At 69.3% G+C, this 21,736-nt stretch carries 17 protein-coding genes, 1 tRNA gene and 1 pseudogene; 6 read left to right on the top strand and 13 right to left on the bottom strand.

The window, feature by feature from the left end; genetic code table 11:
- Window positions 1-46 precede the first annotated feature (46 nt).
- The 3 genes from KUM44_RS21170 to KUM44_RS21160 all read left to right on the top strand — a co-directional run bounded on the left by KUM44_RS21170 (window position 47) and on the right by KUM44_RS21160 (window position 3,092).
- The gene (locus KUM44_RS21170) at window positions 47-1,069 is read left to right on the top strand and encodes a permease (protein WP_217209843.1); all 1,023 of its coding nucleotides are present in this window, start codon (window positions 47-49) and stop codon (window positions 1,067-1,069) included.
- The gene (locus tag KUM44_RS21165) at window positions 1,066-1,794 is read left to right on the top strand and encodes a TIGR03943 family protein (RefSeq protein WP_217209842.1); all 729 of its coding nucleotides are present in this window, start codon (window positions 1,066-1,068) and stop codon (window positions 1,792-1,794) included. Before KUM44_RS21170 ends, KUM44_RS21165 begins: the two co-directional genes overlap by 4 nt.
- Window positions 1,795-1,871: 77 nt before the next feature.
- On the top strand, window positions 1,872-3,092 hold the full coding sequence (locus KUM44_RS21160; protein WP_217209841.1) for an amidohydrolase family protein: 1,221 nt from the start codon (window positions 1,872-1,874) through the stop codon (window positions 3,090-3,092).
- Between the two features lie 31 nt (window positions 3,093-3,123).
- Here KUM44_RS21160 and KUM44_RS21155 read toward each other — a convergent pair whose 3' ends face one another.
- The 3 genes from KUM44_RS21155 to KUM44_RS21145 form a co-directional block, all read right to left on the bottom strand.
- Entirely contained in the window at window positions 3,124-3,885 is a 762-nt protein-coding gene (locus tag KUM44_RS21155; protein ID WP_217209839.1) for a glycosyltransferase, read from the bottom strand.
- A gap of 8 nt (window positions 3,886-3,893) precedes the next feature.
- On the bottom strand, window positions 3,894-4,517 hold the full coding sequence (locus tag KUM44_RS21150; protein ID WP_217209837.1) for a UTRA domain-containing protein: 624 nt from the start codon (window positions 4,515-4,517) through the stop codon (window positions 3,894-3,896).
- A 302-nt stretch (window positions 4,518-4,819) separates the two neighbouring features.
- Window positions 4,820-8,914: a WD40 repeat domain-containing protein gene (locus KUM44_RS21145; protein ID WP_217209835.1), complete on the bottom strand. Its 4,095-nt coding sequence runs from the start codon at window positions 8,912-8,914 to the stop codon at window positions 4,820-4,822.
- A gap of 845 nt (window positions 8,915-9,759) precedes the next feature.
- Between KUM44_RS21145 and KUM44_RS21140 the strand changes: the two genes are divergently transcribed.
- Window positions 9,760-10,620 carry a hypothetical protein gene (locus tag KUM44_RS21140; RefSeq protein ID WP_217209833.1) on the top strand — a complete coding sequence of 287 codons (861 nt, stop codon included), beginning with the start codon at window positions 9,760-9,762 and terminating at the stop codon, window positions 10,618-10,620.
- A gap of 253 nt (window positions 10,621-10,873) precedes the next feature.
- Here the strand turns inward: KUM44_RS21140 and KUM44_RS21135 are convergent, their stop codons facing one another.
- The gene (locus tag KUM44_RS21135; protein ID WP_254389846.1) at window positions 10,874-12,217 is read right to left on the bottom strand and encodes a glycoside hydrolase family 43 protein; all 1,344 of its coding nucleotides are present in this window, start codon (window positions 12,215-12,217) and stop codon (window positions 10,874-10,876) included.
- On the opposite strand from KUM44_RS21135, the gene KUM44_RS45565 reads away from it, so the two are divergent.
- Complete coding sequence (locus tag KUM44_RS45565) at window positions 12,216-12,356, top strand: hypothetical protein (RefSeq protein WP_254389845.1); 141 nt, start codon at window positions 12,216-12,218, stop codon at window positions 12,354-12,356. The genes KUM44_RS21135 and KUM44_RS45565 overlap by 2 nt on opposite strands.
- Before the next feature lie 8 nt (window positions 12,357-12,364).
- Here KUM44_RS45565 and KUM44_RS21130 read toward each other — a convergent pair whose 3' ends face one another.
- Window positions 12,365-13,021, bottom strand: a complete 657-nt coding sequence (locus KUM44_RS21130) for a hypothetical protein (protein WP_254389856.1) — start codon at window positions 13,019-13,021, stop codon at window positions 12,365-12,367.
- A gap of 609 nt (window positions 13,022-13,630) precedes the next feature.
- Here KUM44_RS21130 and KUM44_RS21125 point away from each other — a divergent pair.
- Window positions 13,631-14,419: pseudogene (locus KUM44_RS21125) on the top strand (LacI family DNA-binding transcriptional regulator); the annotation flags it as partial.
- A 123-nt stretch (window positions 14,420-14,542) separates the two neighbouring features.
- Here KUM44_RS21125 and KUM44_RS21120 read toward each other — a convergent pair.
- The 8 genes from KUM44_RS21120 to KUM44_RS21085 all read right to left on the bottom strand — a co-directional run bounded on the left by KUM44_RS21120 (window position 14,543) and on the right by KUM44_RS21085 (window position 21,604).
- Window positions 14,543-15,688 carry an exonuclease domain-containing protein gene (locus KUM44_RS21120; protein WP_086605145.1) on the bottom strand — a complete coding sequence of 382 codons (1,146 nt, stop codon included), beginning with the start codon at window positions 15,686-15,688 and terminating at the stop codon, window positions 14,543-14,545.
- Window positions 15,689-15,758: 70 nt separating this feature from the next.
- The gene (locus tag KUM44_RS21115; RefSeq protein ID WP_217209829.1) at window positions 15,759-16,265 is read right to left on the bottom strand and encodes a hypothetical protein; all 507 of its coding nucleotides are present in this window, start codon (window positions 16,263-16,265) and stop codon (window positions 15,759-15,761) included.
- A gap of 201 nt (window positions 16,266-16,466) precedes the next feature.
- Window positions 16,467-17,762 (bottom strand): GNAT family N-acetyltransferase, encoded by a 1,296-nt coding sequence (locus tag KUM44_RS21110; protein WP_217209827.1) that lies wholly within the window; start codon window positions 17,760-17,762, stop codon window positions 16,467-16,469.
- Window positions 17,763-17,841: 79 nt separating this feature from the next.
- Window positions 17,842-18,660, bottom strand: a complete 819-nt coding sequence (locus KUM44_RS21105; protein WP_254389844.1) for a hypothetical protein — start codon at window positions 18,658-18,660, stop codon at window positions 17,842-17,844.
- Window positions 18,661-18,746: 86 nt separating this feature from the next.
- Window positions 18,747-19,427 carry a DUF488 family protein gene (locus tag KUM44_RS21100; RefSeq protein WP_217209825.1) on the bottom strand — a complete coding sequence of 227 codons (681 nt, stop codon included), beginning with the start codon at window positions 19,425-19,427 and terminating at the stop codon, window positions 18,747-18,749.
- Window positions 19,428-19,668: 241 nt separating this feature from the next.
- Window positions 19,669-19,742 (bottom strand) — tRNA-Pro (locus KUM44_RS21095).
- A gap of 33 nt (window positions 19,743-19,775) precedes the next feature.
- Window positions 19,776-20,573 (bottom strand): Pr6Pr family membrane protein, encoded by a 798-nt coding sequence (locus KUM44_RS21090; protein ID WP_217209823.1) that lies wholly within the window; start codon window positions 20,571-20,573, stop codon window positions 19,776-19,778.
- Between the two features lie 104 nt (window positions 20,574-20,677).
- On the bottom strand, window positions 20,678-21,604 hold the full coding sequence (locus tag KUM44_RS21085) for a metallophosphoesterase (protein WP_217209821.1): 927 nt from the start codon (window positions 21,602-21,604) through the stop codon (window positions 20,678-20,680).
- Window positions 21,605-21,736 lie beyond the last annotated feature (132 nt).

Below are 21,736 nucleotides of genomic sequence, written 5' to 3'. Positions count from 1 at the left end.
GGGAGGGAAACCAGCGCCCTACCGCACCACCGGAGGTACCTCGTCCGTGGCGATCACCAAAACGGCCCCGCAGGAGAGCGAGGGGGCCGGGCCGGACACCGACGGGGCCGGGCAGGAGGGCCGGCACCTCAACTCCCCCCTCCTCCTCACCATGCTCATGGTCGTCCTGGTGCTGCTCCAGAGCCCGATCCGCCGTGCGCTCTCCGCGCCGGTCATGCAGAGCTGGACGACGGTGTTCGTCGCCGTGATGGTGCAGGCGCTGCCCTTCCTGGTGCTGGGCGTGCTGCTGTCGGCGGCCATCGCGGTGTTCGTGCCGCCGTCCTTCTTCGCCCGCGCCCTGCCCGGCTGTCCCGCCCTCGCCGTCCCGGTCGCCTCGGCGGCGGGCGCGGTGCTGCCCGGCTGCGAGTGTGCGTCCGTGCCGGTGGCCGGGGCGCTGGTCCGGCGCGGAGTGACCCCCGCCGCGGCGCTGGCGTTCCTGCTGTCCGCCCCCGCGATCAACCCGATCGTGCTGACGGCGACGGCCGTCGCCTTTCCCGGCAACCCGGAGATGGTCCTCGCCCGCCTGGTCGCCAGCCTGCTGGTGGCCTGCGCGATGGGCTGGCTGTGGCTGCGCCTCGGCCGCACCGACTGGCTGAAGCCGCCCTCCCACCCGTCCCACGACGGCCAGAGCAAGGGCGAGGCCTTCTGGAACTCCGTCCGGCACGACGTGATGCACGCGGGCGGCTTCCTGGTGGTCGGCGCGATGGCGGCGGCGACGCTCAAGGCGGTGGCCCCGGAGAGCTGGCTGCGTGCTGCCGCCGACAACCCGGTGCTGTCGGTCCTCGCCCTCGCGGTCCTCGCGGTGGTGCTGTCGATCTGCTCGGAGGCGGACGCGTTCGTGGCGGCGTCGCTGTCCCAGTTCTCGCTCACGGCCCGGCTCACCTTCCTCGTGGTGGGCCCGATGATCGACCTCAAGCTCTTCGCGATGCAGGCGGGCACCTTCGGCCGGGCCTTCGCCCTGCGCTTCGCCCCGGCCACCTTCACGCTGGCCGTGGTGGTGTCGGTGCTGACGGGGTGGGTGATCCTTTGAACCGCCAGGCACAGTCGGCAGTCCTGTTCCTGCTCGGCGCGTCCCTGCTGCACGCGGGCAGCACCGACCTCTATCTGCGGTACGTCAAAGCGGGCCTGCGCCCGCTGGTGCTGGTGTCGGGCGCGGTACTGATCGCGGCGGCGGTGGCGACGGTCTGGTACGAGCGCAAGCGCGCGCGGCGAGAGAAGGGAACCCCCCATCGAGGCAGCCACGCCCACCCCGAGCCCCGAGTCTCCTGGCTCCTCGTCCTCCCCCTCCTCGCCCTGATCCTCGTCGCCCCGCCCGCCCTCGGCTCCTACAGCGCCACTCGCACCGGTACGGCCCTCCAGGAACCCCTCGCCTACCCCGACCTCCCGGCCGCCGACCCCCTGCGGCTCAGCGTCGTCGACTACGCGGGCCGTGCCGTCTACGACCACGGCCGCTCCCTGCGGGGCCGCCGCATCCAGCTCACCGGCTTTCTGGCCCTGAACCGCGACGGCACCCCTTACCTCGTCCGTATGGCCCTCAACTGCTGCGCCGCCGACGCCCAGCCGGTCAAGGTCGCCCTCACCGGCCAGGTCCCACCGGTGCTCCAGCCGGACACCTGGCTCCGGGTGACCGGCACCTACACCCCGCGCCGCGCCGAGGACCCGGTCAACGGCGGTCCGATCCCGTACATCGAGGTCACGGAGGCGAAGCCGGTGCCGGAACCGACGGATCCGTACGACGAGAGCTGGAACAGCTGACGAGGACCGTCTCTTGCCGCCCCCGGGGACGCCCCCTACCCTGAATCTGATGGACCGTCAGATTCGGGAGGCGTGGCGTGGCCAGTACCGAGAGCGGCACCAAGGACCTGCCCAAGGTCATCAGCGTGGACGATCACGTGATCGAGCCCGCGCACCTCTTCGAGACCTGGCTCCCGGCCAAGTACCGGGACCGGGGTCCGAAGCCCCTCACCGCCGGGATCGGGGAACTCGCCTACGTCGGTGGGAAGTACCGGTTCACCACGGACCCGGACGGTCAGATCACCGACTGGTGGGAGTACGAGGGCGACCTCTTCCCGTACAAGCGCATCATCGCGGCCGTCGGGTTCTCCCGGGACGAGATGACGCTCGACGGGATCACGCGTGAGCAGATGCGGCGCGGCTGCTGGGATCCGAAGGCGCGGCTGGCGGACATGGACGTCAACCATGTCGAGGCCTCGCTTTGCTTCCCGACCTTCCCGCGGTTCTGCGGACAGACCTTCGCCGAGGCCAAGGACAAGGAGGTCGGGCTGGCCTGTGTGCGGGCCTACAACGACTGGATGGTCGAGGAGTGGTGCGGTGACAGCGGCGGCCGGCTGATCCCGCTGTGTCTGATCCCGCTGTGGGACATCGACCTCGCGGTCGCGGAGATCCACCGCAACGCGGCGCGCGGGGTGCGGGCGGTGACGTTCAGCGAGATCCCCACCTATCTCGGGCTGCCGTCCATCCACTGCGGCTACTGGGACCCGTTCTTCGCGGCCTGCGAGGAGACCGGCACGGTCGTCAACATGCACATCGGCAGCAGCTCGCAGATGCCGGCCGCCTCGCCCGACGCCCCGCCCGCCGTCCAGGCGTCCCTGTCCTTCAACAACGCCATGGCGTCGATGATGGACTTCCTCTTCTCCGGGGTGCTCGTGAAGTTCCCCCGGCTGAAACTCGCGTACAGCGAGGGGCAGATGGGCTGGATCCCGTACGCCCTGGAGCGTGCGGACGACGTCTGGGAGGAGCACCGGGCGTGGGGCGGGGTGAAGGACCTGATCCCGGAGCCGCCGTCGACGTACTACTACCGCCAGATCTTCTGCTGCTTCTTCCGCGACAAGCACGGCATCGAGGCGATCGAGACGGTCGGCGTCGACAACGCGACCTTCGAGACGGACTATCCGCACGTCGACTCGACCTGGCCGGAGACCAAGCGGGTGGCCGAGGAGCACGTCGGCGGGCTCTCCGACGAGGTGGCCTACAAGCTGCTGCGCGGAAACGCGATCCGGATGCTCGACCTCCCCTTCGACCAAGCGCGTTGAGGAGCGCGAGCCCCCTCCCGGGCCGTCGCCCTCAGCGAGCGGCGGGCGGGCACCGCCACCCGAAGGAGGCCAGCGCCCGGGCCCTCGCCTCCACCACGGCCATCCGGGCGCGCCGCTCCGCCGGGTCGACGTGGGCCGGCTGGCCGGTCATCTGGCCGTCCCACTTGCGGTAGAGCAGCCCCGCCTCCGCCGAGAACCAGCCCCGGCTCACGGAGCCCAGCGCGAGCAGCAGGCCCGTGTCCTCGGAGGCCGGCAGGGCCATCCAGCCGCCGAGGGCGAGCAGCAGTTCCCGGCGTACGCACAGGGTCGCCGGGTGGACCGGGGCGCGGAAGTCGTTCGCCGTCCAGAAGTCCAGTACGGCGCCCCGTTCGATCGGCCCGTCGTCGGGGTCGCCGGGGAAACCGGCCGTCGAACCGTCCGGCAGGAGGTCCAGGACCCGGGAGGTCGTCCAGCCGATGGCGGGGTCGGCCTCCAGGACCGCCAGGTCGCGGGCGAGCGCGCCCGGGGTGAGCTGGTCGTCGGCGTCCAGGATCTTCGCGTACTCGCCCTCGGTGTGCGCGAGCGCGATGGTGCGCGCCACGCCGGGGCCCCCGGGGCGGCCCTGACGGAAGGTCACCCGTGTGTCGTCGGGGACGTAGGGGCGGACCGCGTCCGTCTGCCCGTCCTCCTGGATCACCCACTGCCACTCCCAGCCCGCCGGCAACTCCTGTTCGCACAGCGACTTGTGGGCGTCGGGCAGGAACACCGCCGACGGGCCGTGGACAGCGGTGACGACGGTGATGCGCCGGGTCACGGCCGCACTCACCACCTTTCCAGGGATGTGGTGAAGAGCAGCTCGGCGCGGTCGCCGGGCAGCGTGACCTCGGAGAGGTCCACGACGCGGTCGGTGATGTCGTACGACGTCTTGCGCAGCAGGATCACCGACGTCCCCGGCGGCAGGTCCAGCTCCCGTCTCTCGCGCGGCGTCGGCGGGCGCGCGGTGACCCGTTCCTCGACGCGGCCCACCTCGATGCCGACCGTGTAGAGCTGGTTCTGGGTGCCGCCCGGCCAGGGTTCGTTGGCGTCGTCCAGCAGGTCGGGGTTGGCGGCGATCATCGCGCGGACCAGGTAGGACGTGACCAGGCTGAACGGGGCGCTCTCGGCGGCGCACCGCGTCCGGTAGGTGCGCTCCAGCAGGGGGATCCCCTCCGGTACGCCGAACACGGCCGCGAGCCGCGGCGGCGCGCAGACCTCGCGGTAGCGCGCGTGGAAGACGAGGTCGCCCACCCGAAGGCCGGAATCGTGTTCCGTGGCCCCGGTCGCGGCCCGCGTGGTGAGGGGGCGGCGGGCCCGGTCCTTCTCCCACTGGTGCCGGTGGTTGTCGCGGAGCAGCGCACTGCGGGGGCGTCGCAGTCCGTCCGTGATCACTTCGTACGCCTTCGGCACTGGCGGTCACCGGCTATTTGTCCGGGGTCGGACAGGATCAGCGTACGACTCCTCGCGAGCCCTCACGACCCCTCACGACCCCTGCCCGGGGACATGACCCGGGGGCATGAGAAGGCCCGATCGCTGGCGACGGGGGATGCACCAGCGATCGGGCTGCACCCACAGTAACAAGGCTGCCTGCCTCACGGGACCCGCCTGATCCGCTGCGAGGAGGGGTTGTGATCGGGATCACGGAAACCGCTGTCCGGTGGGCCCCCGTCATGTCACAGCGTTCCGGCCCCGTCACGGGCCGTGCGGAGCTGTCACGCGCACGGCGGCTCGTAGGACAGCCGGGGCAGGTACTCGTGCCACGTCTCCCGGGTCAGCACGCCCTGCGTCGTCCCGCAGACACGGCGGACCGCCTGGTCGACGTCCAGATTCCACAGCCGGACGGTGTCCGTGCCGCTGGAGACACCCAGCATGTGGCCCGTGGGGCTGAACGACAGGAAGTTGCCCGTCTTGGCGTTGGGACTCATCGCCTGGCCGATGGGCGAGGCGCCGGACGGATCGGCGACGTTCCACAACCGGACCGTGTTGTCGTTGCCGCCGCTGGCCAGATAGCGCCCGGCCTTGCTGAACGTCAGGGAGACCACCGCCTCGGTGTGGCCGCTGAGCGGGGCGCCGTGCGGGGCCGCCGCGCCCGGGTCGGTGACGTCCCACAGCCGCACGCTGTCGTCGTCGCTGCCGCTGGCCAGCGTATGGCCGTCCGAGCTGTAGGCCAGTGCGTTGACCGGCCCGGTATGACCGGTGAGCGGGGCGCCGAACAGGGTGGGACGGCGGGGGTCGGTCACCTTCCACAGCCGGATGGTGGCGTCCGCGCTGCCACTGGCCAGGGTGCGGCCGTCCGGGCTGAAGGCGAGGGAGTTGATATAGCCGCCGTGCCCGGTGATCGGCGGGCCGAGCGGCACGACATGAGCGGGGTCGCTGACGTCCCACAGCCGGATGGTGCGCTCGTCGTAGGCGGTGGCCAGCGTGCGCCCGTCCGGGCTGTACGCCAGAGCGTCGGGGCCCATGAAGCGGGTGCGCAGCGTGATGGGGGAGTCGTAGGAGACCGGGTGAGCCGGGTCGGCGACGTTCCACAGGCGCACGCTCTGCTCGCCCGTCGTCACCGCGAGCGTGCGGCCGTCGGGCGAGAACACTTGGGAGCGCTGGCCGGTGTCCCCGGGCAGGAACGGCTTGCTCAGCGCCACCGGCCGGGCGGGATGCCGTACGTCCCACAGCCGGATCCGCCCGTCGCGCGCGGCCGTCGCGAGCACCTTGCCGTCCGGCCGGAACGCGCCGTTGCCGCCGACCATGTCCGCCGTCGGAATCGACCACAGCCGCACCTTGCTGTCACCGCTGCCGGTGGCGAGGGTGCGGCCGTCGGGGCTGAACCCGAGCGCGTACATCTCCCCGCTGGCGCCCGCGAGGGGCTCGCCGACCTGCGAGGGATACGCGCGGTCGCTGACGTTCCACAGGCTCGCGGTGCTGTCGGCGCTGGCGGCGGCGAGCATGGTGCCTGCCGGGTTGAAGGCCACCGACCAGATCGGGCCGGTGTGCCCGGTGAGCGGGGCGCCGAGCTGGCCGCCGTGGCGCGGATCGGTCACGTCCCACAGCCGGACCGTGTCGTCCGCGCTGCCACTGGCGAGGGTGCGGCCGTCCGGGCTGAAGGCGACCGAGTGCACCAGGGCGGTGTGCCCGGTCAGCGTGGAAAGCGCCTGCGGCCGGGCCGGTTCGGACACGTCCCAGAGCCGGATCGTCTTGTCGTCGCCTCCGGCCGCCAGCGTCTCGCCGTCCGGGCTGAACGCCACGGACCGCACGGCGGCCTCGGCGCCGCTCAGCGTGGCGAGCGCCTTGGGCCGCTCAGGATCCGCCACGTTCCACAACCGCACCGTCCGGTCCTCGCTGACCGAGGCGAGCGTACGGCCGTCCGGACTGAACGCGACCAGGTAGATCGTGCCGTCGTGCCCGGTCAGGGGAGCCGCGAGCGGGCGTGGCCGGCTCGGGTCCCGTACGTCCCACAGCCGGACCGTGCCGTCGTCCGCGGCACTGGCGAGCGTGCGGCCGTCCGGGCTGAAGACGGCGCTGCTCACCCAGCTCTCGTGCCCGGTCAGGGGCTTGCCCAGCGGCTTGGGGCGCTCCGGGTCGGCCACGTCCCACAGTCGCACGGTCCGGTCGTAGCTGGCGGTGGCCAGGAGCTTGCCGTCCGGGCTGAACGTGGTCAGGTAGACGGCGCCGGTGTGGCCGAGCAGGGGCGTGGCCAGCGGCGCGTTCACGATCGAGATCAGCCGGCTGGTGGCGTCCTCGTCGTCCGGGCGCAGCCGGTGGGCGACCAGGTCGAGCTGGGCGGAGAGCGACGGGTCGGTGTACTGGAACCGGTCGGCCTCGGCGAGCACCTGCGCGAACATGGCGTCGTCCCGCTGCTGCCAGGCGACCACCGCCGCGCCGACGGCCAGCATCGCCAGCGCGACCAGCGCCGCGACCGCGCTCCGCATGATCCACACCGTGCGGCGGCGCAGCCGGACCGAGGCGGCCAGGAACTCCACCGCGCTCCGGGTCAGGAAGGTGTGCCCGGCGGACCTCGCCCAGCCGTGGGCCTGCTCCAGCCGGGATCCTCGGTACAGCAGCGACGAGTCACGGTTCGAGCCCTCCCAGGCCCGGCCGTCCTCCTCCAGCCGCTGGCGCAGCAGATTGCCCTGCCGGTCCTCGCCGATCCAGTCCCGCAGCCGGGGCCAGGCGTGCAGCAGCGCCTCGTGGGTGATCTCCACGGTCTCCGCGTCCAGCGTCACCAGCCGGGCCCGCACCAGTGCCTCGAGCGACTCCTCCGTCTTCCCGGGATCCGTCGACTCCGCCGCCAGCTGCCGCCGCGTCCCGCGCCGCCGGGTCGCCTGGGTGTCCTCGCCGAGCCGGACCAGCCTGAGCAGCAGCAGCCGCGCCGCGGTGCGGGCCGCCGGGTCGAGGCCGGACCAGGCGCGCTCGGCGGTGGCGGCGACGGCGCCCTGGATCCCGCCGGCCGCGCGATACCCGGCCAGCGTCAGCCGCCCCGCCTTGCGCCGCTGCCAGGTAGCGAGCAGCGCGTGCGACAGCAGCGGCAGCACCCCCGCGTCAGGCGTCCCGCGCGGCCCGTCGGCGCTCACCTCCCGCACGATCAGCTCCGCAAGACCCGGCTCCAGCTCCAGCCCCACCGCCTTGGCCGGCCCGGTCACCGCCTCCCGCAGCTCCGGGGTGGTCAGCGGGCCGAGCACCATGTGCCGGTGCTGCAACGCGTCGGCCAGCTCGGCGTGGGCCAGGCACTGCTCGTAGAAGTCGGCACGGATGCCGAGGACGACGAGGACGGGCGGGAGGCCGCCGGGTTCGGCGGGGGTGCAGGCGGCGTGCAGGAGCTGGATGAAGGTACGGCGGTCGCCTTCGTCGGGGCAGAGGGTGAAGGTCTCCTCGAACTGGTCGACGATCAGGACGGGCGGCGTGGTCGGAGCCGTGGACGCGGAGGCCTCGCGCCGGGCCCAGGCCAGGACGGCGGCGCGGGTGGTGTGCGCGAGATCCGTGGCGGGGGCGTCCGCGCGGGTCCCGTAGGCTCCGTCGACGCCGCCGCCGGGCCTCGCCGGCCCGCTCACACCCCCCGACTCCCCCGACTCCTCCGACTCTTTCGGCTCCTCCGACGCCCTCGACTCGGAACCGGCGACGACCTCCGCCAGTTCCGGCACGCGGCGGGTCAGCTCGCCGAGCGGATCGGCGCCCGGCACCAGCTGCACGACCGGGCCGGCCGGCCCGCCGCCCTCCTTGCCCAGCACGCCGTTCCGCAGGGCGGGCACCAGACCGGCGTTCAGCAGGGAGGACTTCCCGGCGCCCGAGGCGCCGACGAGCATGACGAGGCCGCCGGTCTTCTCCACGGCACGGAGCTGGGCGACCAGGGCGTCGGTGCTCCGCTCCCGGCCGAAGAACCAGCGGGCGTCCTCCTGCCGGTACGAGGCCAGCCCCCGATACGGACACACCCCGCCGGCCACGGCAGGGGCCTCGACCGCCGGAGTCTGCTCCTCCTCTTCCCCTGACGTCGCCCGCTCCCACAGGCGCTGCCACTGGCCCAGGTCGTACAGCCCTGCGGAGACGGGCGTGGGCCGCGCGCGCCGGGCCGGCGGGATCAGGACGTGCAGGACGGCCGACAGCGCGGCGAACTGCGCGGGCACGTTCCTGGCGCGACGCCAGTCACTGATCCGCTGCGCGGACACCCGTACGGGCCGCCCCCGCTCGTCCACCCGCTGAAGTCGGACGACCGCCTCGGCCACGCTCTTGAGGGGAGGGTTACCGGCCTCCTTGTAGAGCAGCGCAAGCCGTTCCGCGAAGGCTGTGCGCGCCGCCGAGTCGGAACTCAAGGCCTCCACTCCTTACTCCGCCGCACCTGGACATCCGGACCGGAAAACTCACTTTATACGGCTGACCTGCGGTAAGAGTGGCCTCCGGAGACCGGATGCTCCTCGCGCGCACCCTTCGGCTGGCAGGATCACGACGCAAGTGCGCATCCCTCGCGCGTCACCCAGGCAGGCCACCAGCCCGGAGCCCGGAGAGACCACTCATGGCGCCGCATGTTCTCGGACACCTTCCGCAGGTTCACCTTCCGCGGCAGCCATCCGCCTCCGGCGCCGCCCACGTGCCGTTCGATCCGCGCTGACCCGTCCGCACGGGACGGCACGGATCGACACTTCGCCGCCGTCCGGCACCGGTCCCCACGAGGGGAGGGACCGGTGCCGGACGCCGCGGTCAGCCCGGCAGCGATGCCGCGAGGAGTTCCCACGCCGTGTGCACCTCGCTACTGACGATCCCGAACGGTGTGATCAGTGCGACGCAGCGCCCGTCCGCGTCGTGGAGCTCGATCGCCGAGGTGGTGCCGTGGAGCGGACGAGGCGGCAGGCCCGGACGGCGTGCCCGGCCGCGAGGCCGATCTACACCGAGTTCTCCGCGACCGTCGCGTACAGCGACCGCACGTTCCTGGTCCGCTAGTCCGCCGGGGCGCTGGTCGCGGCCGAATGGGTCCTCGACCGAGCGTCGGGACCGACCGCGGGCCTCTTTTACGCACCTTTTTCTCCTCCGTCAAGTCCCGAGTCTTCGGAGCATGACCCAGCTCCGAGATTCCGGCTTCATTGAAGTGCGGGCCTCACCGGAAACACCGCAAAGAGACCGAGGCCCCGGGGCGTGAGAAAAGCGCCTTTCACTTCACGAGGAGAAAATCATGAACCGCATTACCCGCAAGCGTGACGGCGTCGTTGGCAAGCGGACGCTGGGCCTGGCGACCCTGACCGCATCCGCCGTGGTCATCGGCGGTGCCGTAATCCTGCCGGCCAGCTCGGCATCGGCAACCACGATGCCCGACTCGGGCGTGACCAAGACCCTGGAGAAGGGCAAGGACAAGGACAAGCACAAGGGGAAGAAGGACAAGAAGAAGGACAAGAAGAAGTACTGCTGGGACAAGAAGTACTACAAGGACCACTTCAAGGAGGACAAGGACGAGAAGTACTCGTGCTGGTGGAAGGAAATCAAGTTCTACTGGGACGACGACCACGACTGCTTCTACGCGATGAAGAACGGCCACCCCCGTTACTTCGTCGAGAGCCACAACAAGGGCAACTTCTTCGTCCAGAACAACATCAACATCATCAACATCAATATCAACATCAACAACAACAACCAGTTCAAGGACGAGAAGAAGGTCGAGGAGATGGAGAAGGAGGACAAGAAGGACGAGGACAAGAAGGACGAGGACAAGAAGGAGGACGAGAACAAGGGCGAGGAGGAGAACAAGGAGGACGAGAACAAGGAGGACGAGCAGCCGGCGGAGGAGGCCCCGGCTGAGGAGGAGCCCGCGGACGAGGCTCCCGCGGAGGAGGAGCCGGCTGACGAAGCCCCGGCGGAGGAAGCCCCCGCGGAGGACGAGCCCGTCGACGAGGCCCCGGCTGAGGAGGAGCCCGCGGAGGAAGCCCCGGTCGAGGAAGCCCCGGTCGAGGAAGCCCCGGCTGACGAGGCCCCGGTCGAGGACGCTCCGGTCGAGGACGCCCCGGCCGTGGACGCCCCGGTCGCCGAGGGCGCGGTGTGATCCATCCTCTCCCAGGTGATGGGGTGAAGGTCCTGAGTTCCGGGACCTTCACCCCATCACCGTCTTGGCCGTCGGTACGGAAGATGCCGACGAGTTCGTCATGCGCCACCGCCACCCGGCACACTTACGCCGTGGTCCTGGCCGCGATCCTGAGGGCTCAGCGTCCCTCGCCTCCGGCGCGCTGAGCGCGCGAAGCGGTCCCGACACGGGTGTTCTCGGGCTTCAGCCCGAGGAGCAAGTCAACGCGGTGCGGTTACGCGGCGCGGGTGAACTGCCACCAGTTGACATTGAACAAGAAGCCGCTGCCGCCGCTGAACGTCAGGTAGACGTCATGGGTTCCCGTCACGCCGCTCACTGGGCAGGTCACCGTTCTCCAGGCCTGCCAGCCACCGGTGTTCGGCACACCGCACCGGCCCACGATCGACCCGCTCGGACTGTCCAGGCGCACTTCGATGGTGCCGCCGCTGGTGGCCGAGGCGACGCGTGCGGCGAAGGAGGAGGCGCCGGCCCCGAAGGCCACTCCCTTGACCTTGGTGTAATCGCCGTTCTCGATCCAGCCGACGTTCATTCCGCCGTCACTGGACCATTCGGTCTCGATCCCGGAACCCCAGGCGATCGTCTCGGCCTCCTGGCGGACGTACGGATCGAGTGAGCCGGCCTGCGGGGCACCCGCGCTCGTCATGTTGATCGTCGGAATGCTGCCGTCGGCGTTGTAGGAGAACTTCTCCACCGCAACCGAGCGGGTGAAGCCGCCTCCGCCCGGGAGGGCGCCGTTGTGGTAGAAGAAGTACGAACTGCCCTTGAAGTCCACGATGCCCGCGTGGTTGGTGAAGCTGTTGCCCTGGGCGGGCATGACTGTTCCACGGTAGGTCCACGGCCCGGTCGGGCTGGGTGCCGTGGAGTAGGCGATGAACTCCTGGCAGCACCTGGCCGCGTACACCAGGTAGTACAGACCGTTCCGCTTGTAGGCCCACGGCCCTTCTTCGTACAGCGTGGGACGGTCGGGGTTGTCGGTGCGGGTTCCGAAGCCCTGGGTGGTGAGCGGGATCCTGGTGGGGCTGCCCGAGTAGGAGATCATGTCGGCGTTCAGCTTGACGTACCACAGGTTGGGGTTGCCCCAGTAGAGGTAGGCCTGACCGTCGTCGTCGATGAAGACGGTCGGGTCGAACTCGGTGTTCTCCAGCAGCGGGCGGCCGAGGGCGTCCCGGAACGGTCCGGTGGGGCTGTCCGCCACCGCCACGCCGATGGCGAATGCGCCGGTCGCCCGGACCGTCACCGGTACGTACCAGTAGAACTTGCCGTTCCGTTCGATGGCCTGGCCGGCCCACGCGTTGGCGCCCGCCCAGCTGAAGGTGTTCAGGCTGAGCGGTGAGCCGTGGTCGGTCCAGTTGACCATGTCGGCGGAGGAATACACCCGCCAGTCCTTCATCACGAAGGAGGAGGTGGAGCCGTCCTCGTCATGCCCGGTGTAGAGGTAGACCCGGCCGTTGTGCACCAGCGGGGCCGGGTCGGCGGTGTAGACGTTCTGCACGATCGGGTTGTCGGCCCTGGCCGCCGTGGGATGCACCGCGGCAGGAAGGACGGCGAACGCCAACATGAGGATCAGCACCCAGGTTGCCCGGGCGAGTCTCGTACCGGTGGCGGGTGGTCTCACCGTGGTAGGGGGAGCCATTGGCCTGTGGACGTCGGTACTGGACATGGTGTGGTCCTTCCTGGTGCTGCGGCTCGGGGACTGAGCAGCCGGTCAGATGCGGGGAGAGGGACGTTGCTGCGCTCGGGGTGTGGTCAGCGCGAACCGTGCGATGCGGACGGAGCAGCCGAGTGTCCGCGTGGCGTAGTTGGTAAGGGTGAAGCGGCAGCCCATGAAGAACTGCCAGGTGTCGCCCATGGTGAACGCGGGCCCCAGGCGGGTGAAGTTGGTCCCGTCGGTGCTGTGGAGAAGGTTCCCGGACGGGAGGCGCCGGGGCGGATGCCGGCGGCCGCGCGCAGCCAGATGCGACCGCCCGTGACGTTGGCGCTCGCGACTTCGGTGCCGGTGCCGGTGCCGGTGCCGGAGCCGGTGGTGTTCCAATTGCTGTCCATGGTCGAGCCGTTGACCATCACAACCGTGTGGTGCCGCCGTCTCGTTCGATGCCGACCACGCGGAGAGGTCGCGCAGCAGGGCGAGTCCGGCCCGGTCGCCATCGCGCATCGTCGCGTAGTCCAGCTGGATGGTCGCGGTGGAGGTGGGTCCCTGAATCCGGTCGGTGAGGATGTTGCGGGCCCAGTACAGGTCGTTGGCGACCGTCGCGGTGCGCAGGGTCAGACCGTTGTTGACGGACCACTTGCCGTTGTCCGAATTGTGGTTCCATTCCCACTTCGGTTTCACGGTCGTTCCGTCGAAGGTGCCGACGCCGGTCAGTGGGGTGACCTGGCGGGGTGGGGGCGGCAGGACGGGGCTGGGATACGGCGTGTCCCAGGCACCGCCTACGAGTTGGACGACGGGCCGGCCGCGCCAGGCCTGACAGGAGGAGCACGGCCGCGCGGCACAGGCGCGGGCGTGGGCATTGTGCGGGGGACGTCACACGAAGCTCCAGGAGGCGATCGGGGCTGGGACGGATGATGCGGGTGCTGTCATGCCCGGCATGTACACCACGCGAAAGCCGCTTCGGCCGCGCCATGTTCGATACTGCGAACGTGAACCGAACCTTCGAACGTCGTGGATCCTAGAAGTTGAAGGCGGACAGCACAAGATCCCTGGAAGCCGCATCTCAACCTTCAGACCGTCCGCATCGGCCGTCGCCGTCTCGTGCCGCCGGAGTACATCGCGCAGTACGTCGAACTCCTCAAGCGCGAGGCAGAGGCCACCGCCGGAACTCCCCATCACCCCGGTTCCACAGGGCCGCGCCCTTCAGGGCGCGGCCCTGTCCTATGGAGGCACAACAGAAGATGAGCGAGGCCCCGAAGAGCACCCGGGCTGGGGACTGTCAAACGAGTGGTGTAACTGCGGTAGTTGAGGGTTACTGACGGGCGCTGTCCGCCGAAGGACGACAGCTACCGCAACATCGACTCGATGGACTGGCTGTCGTCCCTGGTCTTCGACCACATCGCCCGTACTAAGCCGACGCCTTGCCCCTGCCACGGGAGGATGTACGTCTTCCGGGGCCAGGGGGCAGCGCGTACCGGTGGGCACCAGGGCGCGAAGCTCATCGACGTCGCGCGGCTGGCGGGCGTGTCCACGGGGACGGTCTCCAACGTCCTCAACCGACCCGACCGAGTCGCCGAGGCCACCCGAGTGCGGGTCCAGAAGGCCATAGCCGACCTCGGATTCGTGCGGGGCGGCACGGTGTCGGAGCACGCAGCCCACTGGCGCAGGAACGGCTTCGCCACCTGGCTGTTCACCCCGGCGGTCTCCGGCTGGTACCCGAAGAAGGCACCACAGGAGGCCCGCCCCGTTCCCATCCTCGGCGGGCCGTGGCCTGGCGTCCCCGCACGAGGGCGCGGCGCCACCGATCGCGCTGATGCCTGCTGGCTCCCGATCGCCAAGGGCCTCACACCCCACGGTCTCCGTCACACTCACCGGACGATGATGGAGGACCTGGGCACCGAGAAGGTGCTCATGGACGAGCGTATGGGTCACCTCGACGGTTCGGTCTCCGCGCGCTACGCCCACGTCACCCGTGGCATGCGAGAACGGATCATGCTCGGCCTGACCCAGCAGTGGGAGGCAGCACTCGACGTCCGCCTGGCCCTGTGCCCGACGTCACCGGTGCGCGTCCTCAACGACCTTCTGCGCGCACGCGCAGCCGTTCTCCGATAGCTCCACGGTGCCCCGCCACACTGTCGCGGGGCACCGCCCCTTTCCCCGTAGGAGAGTGGCGGTCCGATGCTCATACGCCAGCGTGTCTACGAGGGCGCCTACACGGCCAGCAGAGACGACAGGTCATTGCCGAAGGGAGGGATGCGCCTTCTCAAGTGCCCTTCTCCCCAGCACCAGCTGGTCGAACTCCTCATCGCTGATCACGGGCGCGTCCGTGATGTAGTAGCGGAAGCGGTGATCATCAATCTCCACGCTGACGTTCGCGTGCTGGGCGGCTGCCTCCGTGAGAGGCAGCGCTTTTGCCTGACGCAGAGCCTCCGCGCTCACCGGGCTGCTGGCGGACAGGGAAAGCAGCTCCAGAAAGTCGGTCTCGGAGATGACCTCGATCTCATGCCCGGCATCCAGGAGTTCCTGCGCCTTCCGATGCTTCCCGCTGAGCGTCATGCCGGGGGCGAAGCGCGTGGGGTCGGCGGTGCCAACGACCAGGATGTCGGTCTTGCGGCTCACCCCCGCTGTGGCTTGCGCGCCGATGTCTGCCAGTCGCTGTTGGGCATCGGCGCGGGACAGGGAGTTCAGCGTGCCGGTGATGCAGACGTGGCGGCCGTACAGGGGGCCCTCGGGGTCTGCCTCCGGATTCGCGGTCGGGATGGGCTGCCGTTTCTCCTGGACGCGGCGGCGACAGTTCGACCAGGACCCGGAGTCCGGGTAAAGCTGGCCGTAACGGATCTGGAGTTTCCTCAGCAGATCATCGAGTTTGTCCGTGCCGTGCACGGCCATGGCGGCCAGCATGACGCGAGCGGCCGTGTCGGCATCTGCTTGGGCATCGTGGTGGGCGCCCGTCATGGGTACGCCGGCAGCCTCAGCTACGAACGGAAGGCGATAGGCAAGCAGCCTCCACGTTTGGCGGGCGACGACCAGGGAGCAGGCATACCGGGCCCCGGGCCATTCGACCGCCGTCTCCGTGCAGGCTGCGCGCAATGCCCCGAAGTCGAAAGCAGCGTTGTGGGCGACCAACGGGCGGCCGTCGGCGAAGTCGAGGATCTGCCGCAGAACCGCTGGCCAGGCAGGCGCTCCATCGACCATCTGCGCGGTGATGCCGTGGATGGAGGTGTTGTACGCCGTGAAGCCTCCGTCACCGGGAGGGTTCACCAATGTGGAGAACCGGTCCGTGATCTTTCCGGCCACAACGGCTGTCATACCGACCGAACAGATGCTCCCCGGCCAGTAGTTGGCAGTCTCGAAGTCGATTGAAACCCAGTCGCCGTTCATATTCCCTCCCCGGACTCCTTGAGATCTTCACATACTCGGTGGGGTTCAGGGAACGTACGGGTCCCTTCGATCAGGCGCCGAGACTCTTCCGCCGCACCCGCAGGGAATAGGTCGTTCCCTCCGGGCCGCTACTACTGCCCCAGCCGACGCTGGTGGCGACGTTCCAACCTTGCTGCTCCCGCATCTGCTTGGCGAAGGCGTCCAAGTTTCGGATCTCGCACCCGCACTTCATCGTGAGGCAGATGCTGATGTACGGGCTGCGAGGGTTGGTGCTGAAGGCCGTCTCCTCGGTCCACGCCACATCGTGGACGTGCTCGCTGAGCCCGGTGCGATCCTGATCGTGCTTGATCCCATGTGCCTTGGCGTACTCATCGAGGTCGTCGATCAGGAAGAGATCGCTCGACCACTGGCCAGGCCATACGGCGAACAGGCGGGACGTGCCCGCAACGGCCCGCTCATATGCAGCCCGTGAGTCCCCGTGAGTGACTCTGCCGTCCTCGTGGACTTCGATGTAGCAGGTCGTCCCCGCCGTATAGGGAAAGTCTCTCCCTGCGGCGGCTGCGCTTCTCGGCTCCACTTGCCCCCTGCCAGTGATCGCCCCTGAGGCGGATGCACCCGGTGGCAACCACAATTCCCGGGCCGCGCATGCGCCGACGTAAGACACACAACATTAGCCTCCGGCTCGTTCAAGATCTGGGCTTCACCGCACGAGGCACAGGACCGGCCGCTGTTCGGACCGGTGTCCGCTGATCAGGCGGCGCGGAAGCTTGCCTGTAGGTCAGCTGAACCAGATGCCGTCGGGTGAGAGCCGGCGTGCGAGGCGCTGGCCGGCGTCACTGATCGGCGTTGACCAGGACACATCGGCAACGTGGCATCCGAAGTCGTCCGCGAGTGCCTGGACGAGCGCGGCGCCGACGCCCTGGTGGCGATAGACGTCCGCCACCCAGATCAGGATGATGCGCGGGCGCAGGGTGGTGTCGTCCTCGTCGCTGGGCGGGGACCCTTGGATCAGATCCCAGTGGCCGTGCTGACTGGCGTCGTTGGCGGCCAGGTAACCGATGACGTAGTCGTTTGACTTCAACAGGTATGCCCGTACGTTGTCCGGGGTCTCCTCAGGCTCATCAAGGTGGGACCACGAGTTGAAGTCGTAGTGGTTCTCCTTCTGCGGCATTCGCGCCACCTGGTAGACCAGCTTCCGCCACGCGATAGGTGACTGTGACGTCACAACAGCCACGCTGCTCAACCACATCAGGTTCTTGGGCGCTCGGATGCCGAATGCCCATGCTGCGTGATGGGTGGTGTGCTCTTTACCGTTGTCCCGCAGGTTCATACCGCAGGGGCAGTCCCCGCCGTTCGGCGTCTCCACGGCGCGGAACTGAACGGGCTTCGCGCCGTAACTGAGGTTCTGGTCTCTGCCGCCCACCCAGGGCCGGAAATACGCATCCTCCCGCTCGACGTACCCGGTCCAGCGGTCCACCCACCCGGGGTACCGCTCGGGAAACTTCTCCCGTATCTGCTTCTCGAAGGGAGGAAGTGTCGGGCGGATCCACACGCTCCCGGCGGTCGCCCGACCGTTTAGGCGTACTCCGCACTTCATGGCCTTGCCCCGCAGGAACCTCAGGAACGCGCCAGGCGGCGGGTCGAAATCGATGCCGCGGATCAGCTCTCGCTCGCCGGGAGCAAGCCAGTCATCGACGGGAAGCGCCAGCGAGTCGGCGAGCGCGTGGAACCTGCTGTAGTCGTGGTCGAGTTCCGCTGAGCGGAGCGCCTCGACCGTTGCCTCGACGTGTGGGAACGGAACGAACAGGGTGACCCAGCGCGGGCCGTTCCCCCATGAGAAGTCGCCCGAGTAACCGTCGTACCAGATGCGGTCGATGTACGCGTCTCGAGCCCTGGCGACAGCTTCGCTGTAGGCAGCGGGCAGCTCAGGGTCGTGTCCTTGAGAGGTCGCGGTGTCGACGTACCCATCGCGGTCGAGCTCGACCGTGGCGTACCAGCGGTGGGGCCGGACACGGACTTTCCGGGAGCGCCAGTCGCGGGGGTCAGGGTCGAGGTAGGTAGTTCGTTCGGTCATGTGCTCTGCCTATTACCTCTACGGAGATCAGCCATTGGACGTCAAACAAACTGTCGCGAGAGTAGTGAGGACACGTGGTTCAGTCGCCGAACAGGCTGTCCTGGACGTACTCGACGACACTCGCCTTCGGGTAGAAGAGGCCCAGCAGCATGAAGGTCCTGGGGTGAGCCGCGATGTTGCCGACGAAGAAGTGGACGGCACGGTCCGGGGTGAAGATGCGGTCGTGCCAGGTATCCCGGAGCTTCTCCTGTACAGCGTCCTCGCCGTACTTGCGCCGGAACTTGCGGTACGACGCACCGGCCTCCCAGTCCTTCAGTGCCATGTCATGCCTCGGGCAGCCAGCGTCCGCGCAGCGGAACCGGTAGCGGAATTCCAGCGGCACCCACTCAAGCGGGGCCAAGTCTTGCTCCAGGAGGTCCAGTTGCCCTGCCAGTGCCGCCTTGGATTCGGACCAGCGCTCGGCTGCCGTCAGCCGGAAGCTGACATCAGTGGGCCGGAAAACGCCAAGCGAGGTTCCGTACTCCTGTTGGTCCCTCTTGATGGCACACAAGGACGGCGCGACGAGAGGCTCGACGTACTTGTACCGCTCCCTCCAGTCTCCGCCCGCCGCAACCTCGCCCACGATCTCGAGCGTGCCGAGGTTCGGCCGCAGGCTTTCGGGCCGTGAGTCCCGCCGACCGTGCGGCTCGACGTCGACCTCGATGATCGAGTACTTGGAGAACTGGGCGTCCTCGGTGAGGAGCCGGAAAGGCACAGGGAAGAGCCGCACGTGCTGAGGTGTCCCCTGATCCAGGCGTATGCCCGCCACACAGCTGGTCTCGCGGTACTTGTTGGAAAGCTCGGGATATGTCTTGACCGTGATCATGATCCGTGCGCGCTGCCGATTCCCCGATCCCATGGGTGCCCCCTCCAGCGATCTCCCGATCCGATTGGAGGAGAGGCATGCGCCATCGGCAAGGGCGCGTGCAGGAGCGAGGGCTGAAGTCAGGCCAGGGGAATTACAGGTACGGAGGCCCGTTTGCGGACCGTCTCCAGGACGACTTGCCGGTGGCAACGGCTTTCGTCCTTCTCAAAGCACAGCACCGCGACCCTGGACTGCCGAGCGTGCTCGGCGAGGCGATCGAGGTCGGACTGGGCCTCCTCAGACCGCAGCACGCCACGGAACCGGGCCCTGCCTACATTGAGTCGGCCGTCCCAGAACGGCGCCCGGTTGTCCTTGGGATTGCCCAGGCCACGCAGGTGCGTGTACTCGATGCCAGCCTCGGCAAGCGCCTCCCCGAGGCGGGTCTTGCTGAAGCCCTTCTTGCGGCTGATCGGCGTGAGTCGTACGTCCGCCACGACATCAATACGGCTGTCGAGGAGCGAGGCGACGAACGAGTCGATGTCCCGGCCTTCGTACCCAGCGGACCAAAGGCCGGGAGCGACCTTGGTCTCCCGGAAGAGTTCGTCGAGGGAGACCTCAAGAGCCTCAGCGACCGCGCCGACGGTGAAGAAACCTGGCTGAATTGCTCCCTCGCTCTCCAGACGGGCCAGCGTCCCGACGGCGATGCCCGCTTCCTTCGCGAGCCGCTCACGCGTCCACCCACGGGCCTCCCGCAACGCACGCACTCGCTGGGCGAGGGCACGGGCGTGGTCGTGAGGACGCGCTGAGTAATGGCCTGCCATGTGTCGTGATCCTAACGGCCGTTGAGGCGGCTGGGCATGGTGTTCTTGGTCAGCCACGGAGCTGGATTCGCGAACGCGCAGGTCGGGTGCCCTCAGCCGCGGCACTGACCACAGCCTCGGCGGTCATCCCCTGGGAGAACCCGACAAGATCTTCTCCCAGATTTCTCCCAAACGATCTCCAGAAACCCGTCAGGGGCCCGATCCACTTGGTGGATCAGGCCCCTGATCTGGTATTTCTCTGTCGGGGTGGCGGGATTTGAACCCACGACCTCTTCGTCCCGAACGAAGCGCGCTGCCAAGCTGCGCTACACCCCGATGTCGCTGCTTTTCGCGGCGACGACGTTTACTTTAGCCCACCGGTCGCTGGAGACGAAATCCGGTTTTCGCGCGGTGGCGGAGTGGGTTGGGGCGGGCGTGGTCGAGGGCCACGAGGAGGATGGCCAGGGCGTAGCTGGCGAGGCCGATGAGGAGGGCGTTGGCGAGGATGCTGCGGTAGCCGTGCTGGGCCACGTCGAGGAAGGGGTAGAGGTAGCGGGCCGGCGTGCCGGGGAGGAGGAGTTCGCCTCGGACGAGGGTGAACGCCAGGTAGGTGAGGGGGTAGAGCATCCAGGTCGCCGCGGGGCGGAGGTGCAGTTGGCCGGGGGCCGTCAGGAGCAGCCAGTCCAGCAGGGCCGCGATCGGCGTCGCCGTGTGCAGGACCTGGGTGGTGATCGCGTGCCACCCCGTCGGGCCGGTGGCCTCGCCCGTGAGGACGCCGGGCAGCATGTAGGGGCTCGCCTCGTTGGCCAGGAGCACGTGGTAGGTCAGGCCCGTGACGATGACGTAGAGCAGGGTGGCGCCCGTCAGTGAGGACGGGAGGGGGCGGCGGGCGGTCAGGGCGCGGCGGGCCGAGAGGGTCAGGACCACGGCCAGCAGGATGTTGCTCTGGATCGCGAAGTGACTCAAGGTGCGCAGGGGGCTGCCGAGGGCCAGCTCGAGTGTCACCGCTGCCGCTGCCGTCAGAGCGACCAGCAGGCGGTACGTGGCGACCAGGGGGCGGCGTACGGGGGGTACCACCGCCGTGGCGGGGACGTGGGAGGGCAGCAGCGAGGGGATGCCCGGTATCGCGGGGAGGTCCGGGATGTCCCTGGGTATCGGGGCGGTCATGCCCTTCACGCTAAGCAGGATGGGCGAAACGGGCGATATGGGTGGTCCGTGCGGGTTACGGGATTACGCCCGACTGGCCGTCCCGGTGCTCCCTACTCCCGCCCCTACTCCCGCCCCACCAACGTCAGCAACGTCGCCTCCGGCGGACACGCGAACCGGAACGGCGTGTAGCGGTTCGTGCCGCAGCCCGCCGAGACGTGCAAGTAGGACGTACGGCCCTCCGCCGTGTGCGTGGACAGACCCTTCACGCGGTCCGTGTCCAGGTCGCAGTTGGTGACCAGGGCGCCGTAGAACGGGATGCAGAGCTGGCCGCCGTGGGTGTGGCCGGCCAGGATCAGGGGGTAGTCGTCCGCCGTATACGCGTCCAGGACGCGCAGGTACGGCGCGTGCACCACGCCCATCGCGAAGTCCGCGGCGCCGGACGGGCCGCCCGCCACCTGCTGGTAGCGGTCCCTCTTGATGTGCGGGTCGTCCAGGCCGGTGAGTTCCACGGACACGCCCTCGACCTTGAGCGTCCCCCGTGTGTTGGTCAGGTTCAGCCAGCCCGCCGCGTCGAAACCGTCCCGCAGGTCCTCCCACGGGTTGTGGATCGCGCCGACCGCCGGCGGGTTGCCGTTCAGGCCATGGCGGCCCTGGGTCTTCTCCAGCAGGTAGCGGGCGGGGTTGCGCAGCTTGGGGCCGTAGTAGTCGTTCGAGCCGAAGACGTACGCGCCCGGGAACTCCATCAACGGGCCCAGCGCGTCCAGCACCTCCGGCACGCCCTCCGGGTCGGACAGGTTGTCGCCGGTGTTGATCACGAAGTCGGGGCGCAGGCCGGCCAGCGAGCGCAGCCAGCGCTGCTTCTTGCGCTGGCCGCCGACCATGTGGATGTCGGAGACCTGGAGCACGCGCAGCGGACGCATCCCCGCGGGCAGGACGGGGATCGTCACCCGTCGCAGGCGGAAGGAACGGGCCTCGAAGCCCGCCGAGTACAGCAGACCGGCGGCGCCAACCGCCGTGATTCCCAGGGGTACTCCGTATCGCGCACGCATACGACCATCGTGTCAGACCGGGAGGACGTCCCGTGCCCGGCCGCCTCCGCACGGTCCTCCGCCGCCTCGGCACCGCCCCTCGCCGCCTCCGCACGGTCCTCCGCCGCCTCGGCACCGTCCCTCGCCGCCACC

The organism is Streptomyces sp. AC550_RSS872 (assembly GCF_019049285.1).
Lineage (GTDB): Bacteria > Actinomycetota > Actinomycetes > Streptomycetales > Streptomycetaceae > Streptomyces.
Note: the sequence above shows the minus strand (reverse complement) of the source record. Positions and strands in the feature narration are given on the sequence as shown.

Coding starts and splice junctions, on each gene's coding strand:
- KUM44_RS21105 (WP_254389844.1), bottom strand. CDS start 18,660: ATGGGATCGGGGAATCGGCAGCGCGCACGGATCATGATCACGGTCAAG.
- KUM44_RS21120 (WP_086605145.1), bottom strand. CDS start 15,688: ATGAACGGCGACTGGGTTTCAATCGACTTCGAGACTGCCAACTACTGG.
- KUM44_RS21110 (WP_217209827.1), bottom strand. CDS start 17,762: ATGACCGAACGAACTACCTACCTCGACCCTGACCCCCGCGACTGGCGC.
- KUM44_RS21100 (WP_217209825.1), bottom strand. CDS start 19,427: ATGGCAGGCCATTACTCAGCGCGTCCTCACGACCACGCCCGTGCCCTC.
- KUM44_RS21090 (WP_217209823.1), bottom strand. CDS start 20,573: ATGACCGCCCCGATACCCAGGGACATCCCGGACCTCCCCGCGATACCG.
- KUM44_RS45565 (WP_254389845.1), top strand. CDS start 12,216: ATGAGGATCAGCACCCAGGTTGCCCGGGCGAGTCTCGTACCGGTGGCG.
- KUM44_RS21085 (WP_217209821.1), bottom strand. CDS start 21,604: ATGCGTGCGCGATACGGAGTACCCCTGGGAATCACGGCGGTTGGCGCC.
- KUM44_RS21140 (WP_217209833.1), top strand. CDS start 9,760: ATGAACCGCATTACCCGCAAGCGTGACGGCGTCGTTGGCAAGCGGACG.
- KUM44_RS21135 (WP_254389846.1), bottom strand. CDS start 12,217: ATGTTGGCGTTCGCCGTCCTTCCTGCCGCGGTGCATCCCACGGCGGCC.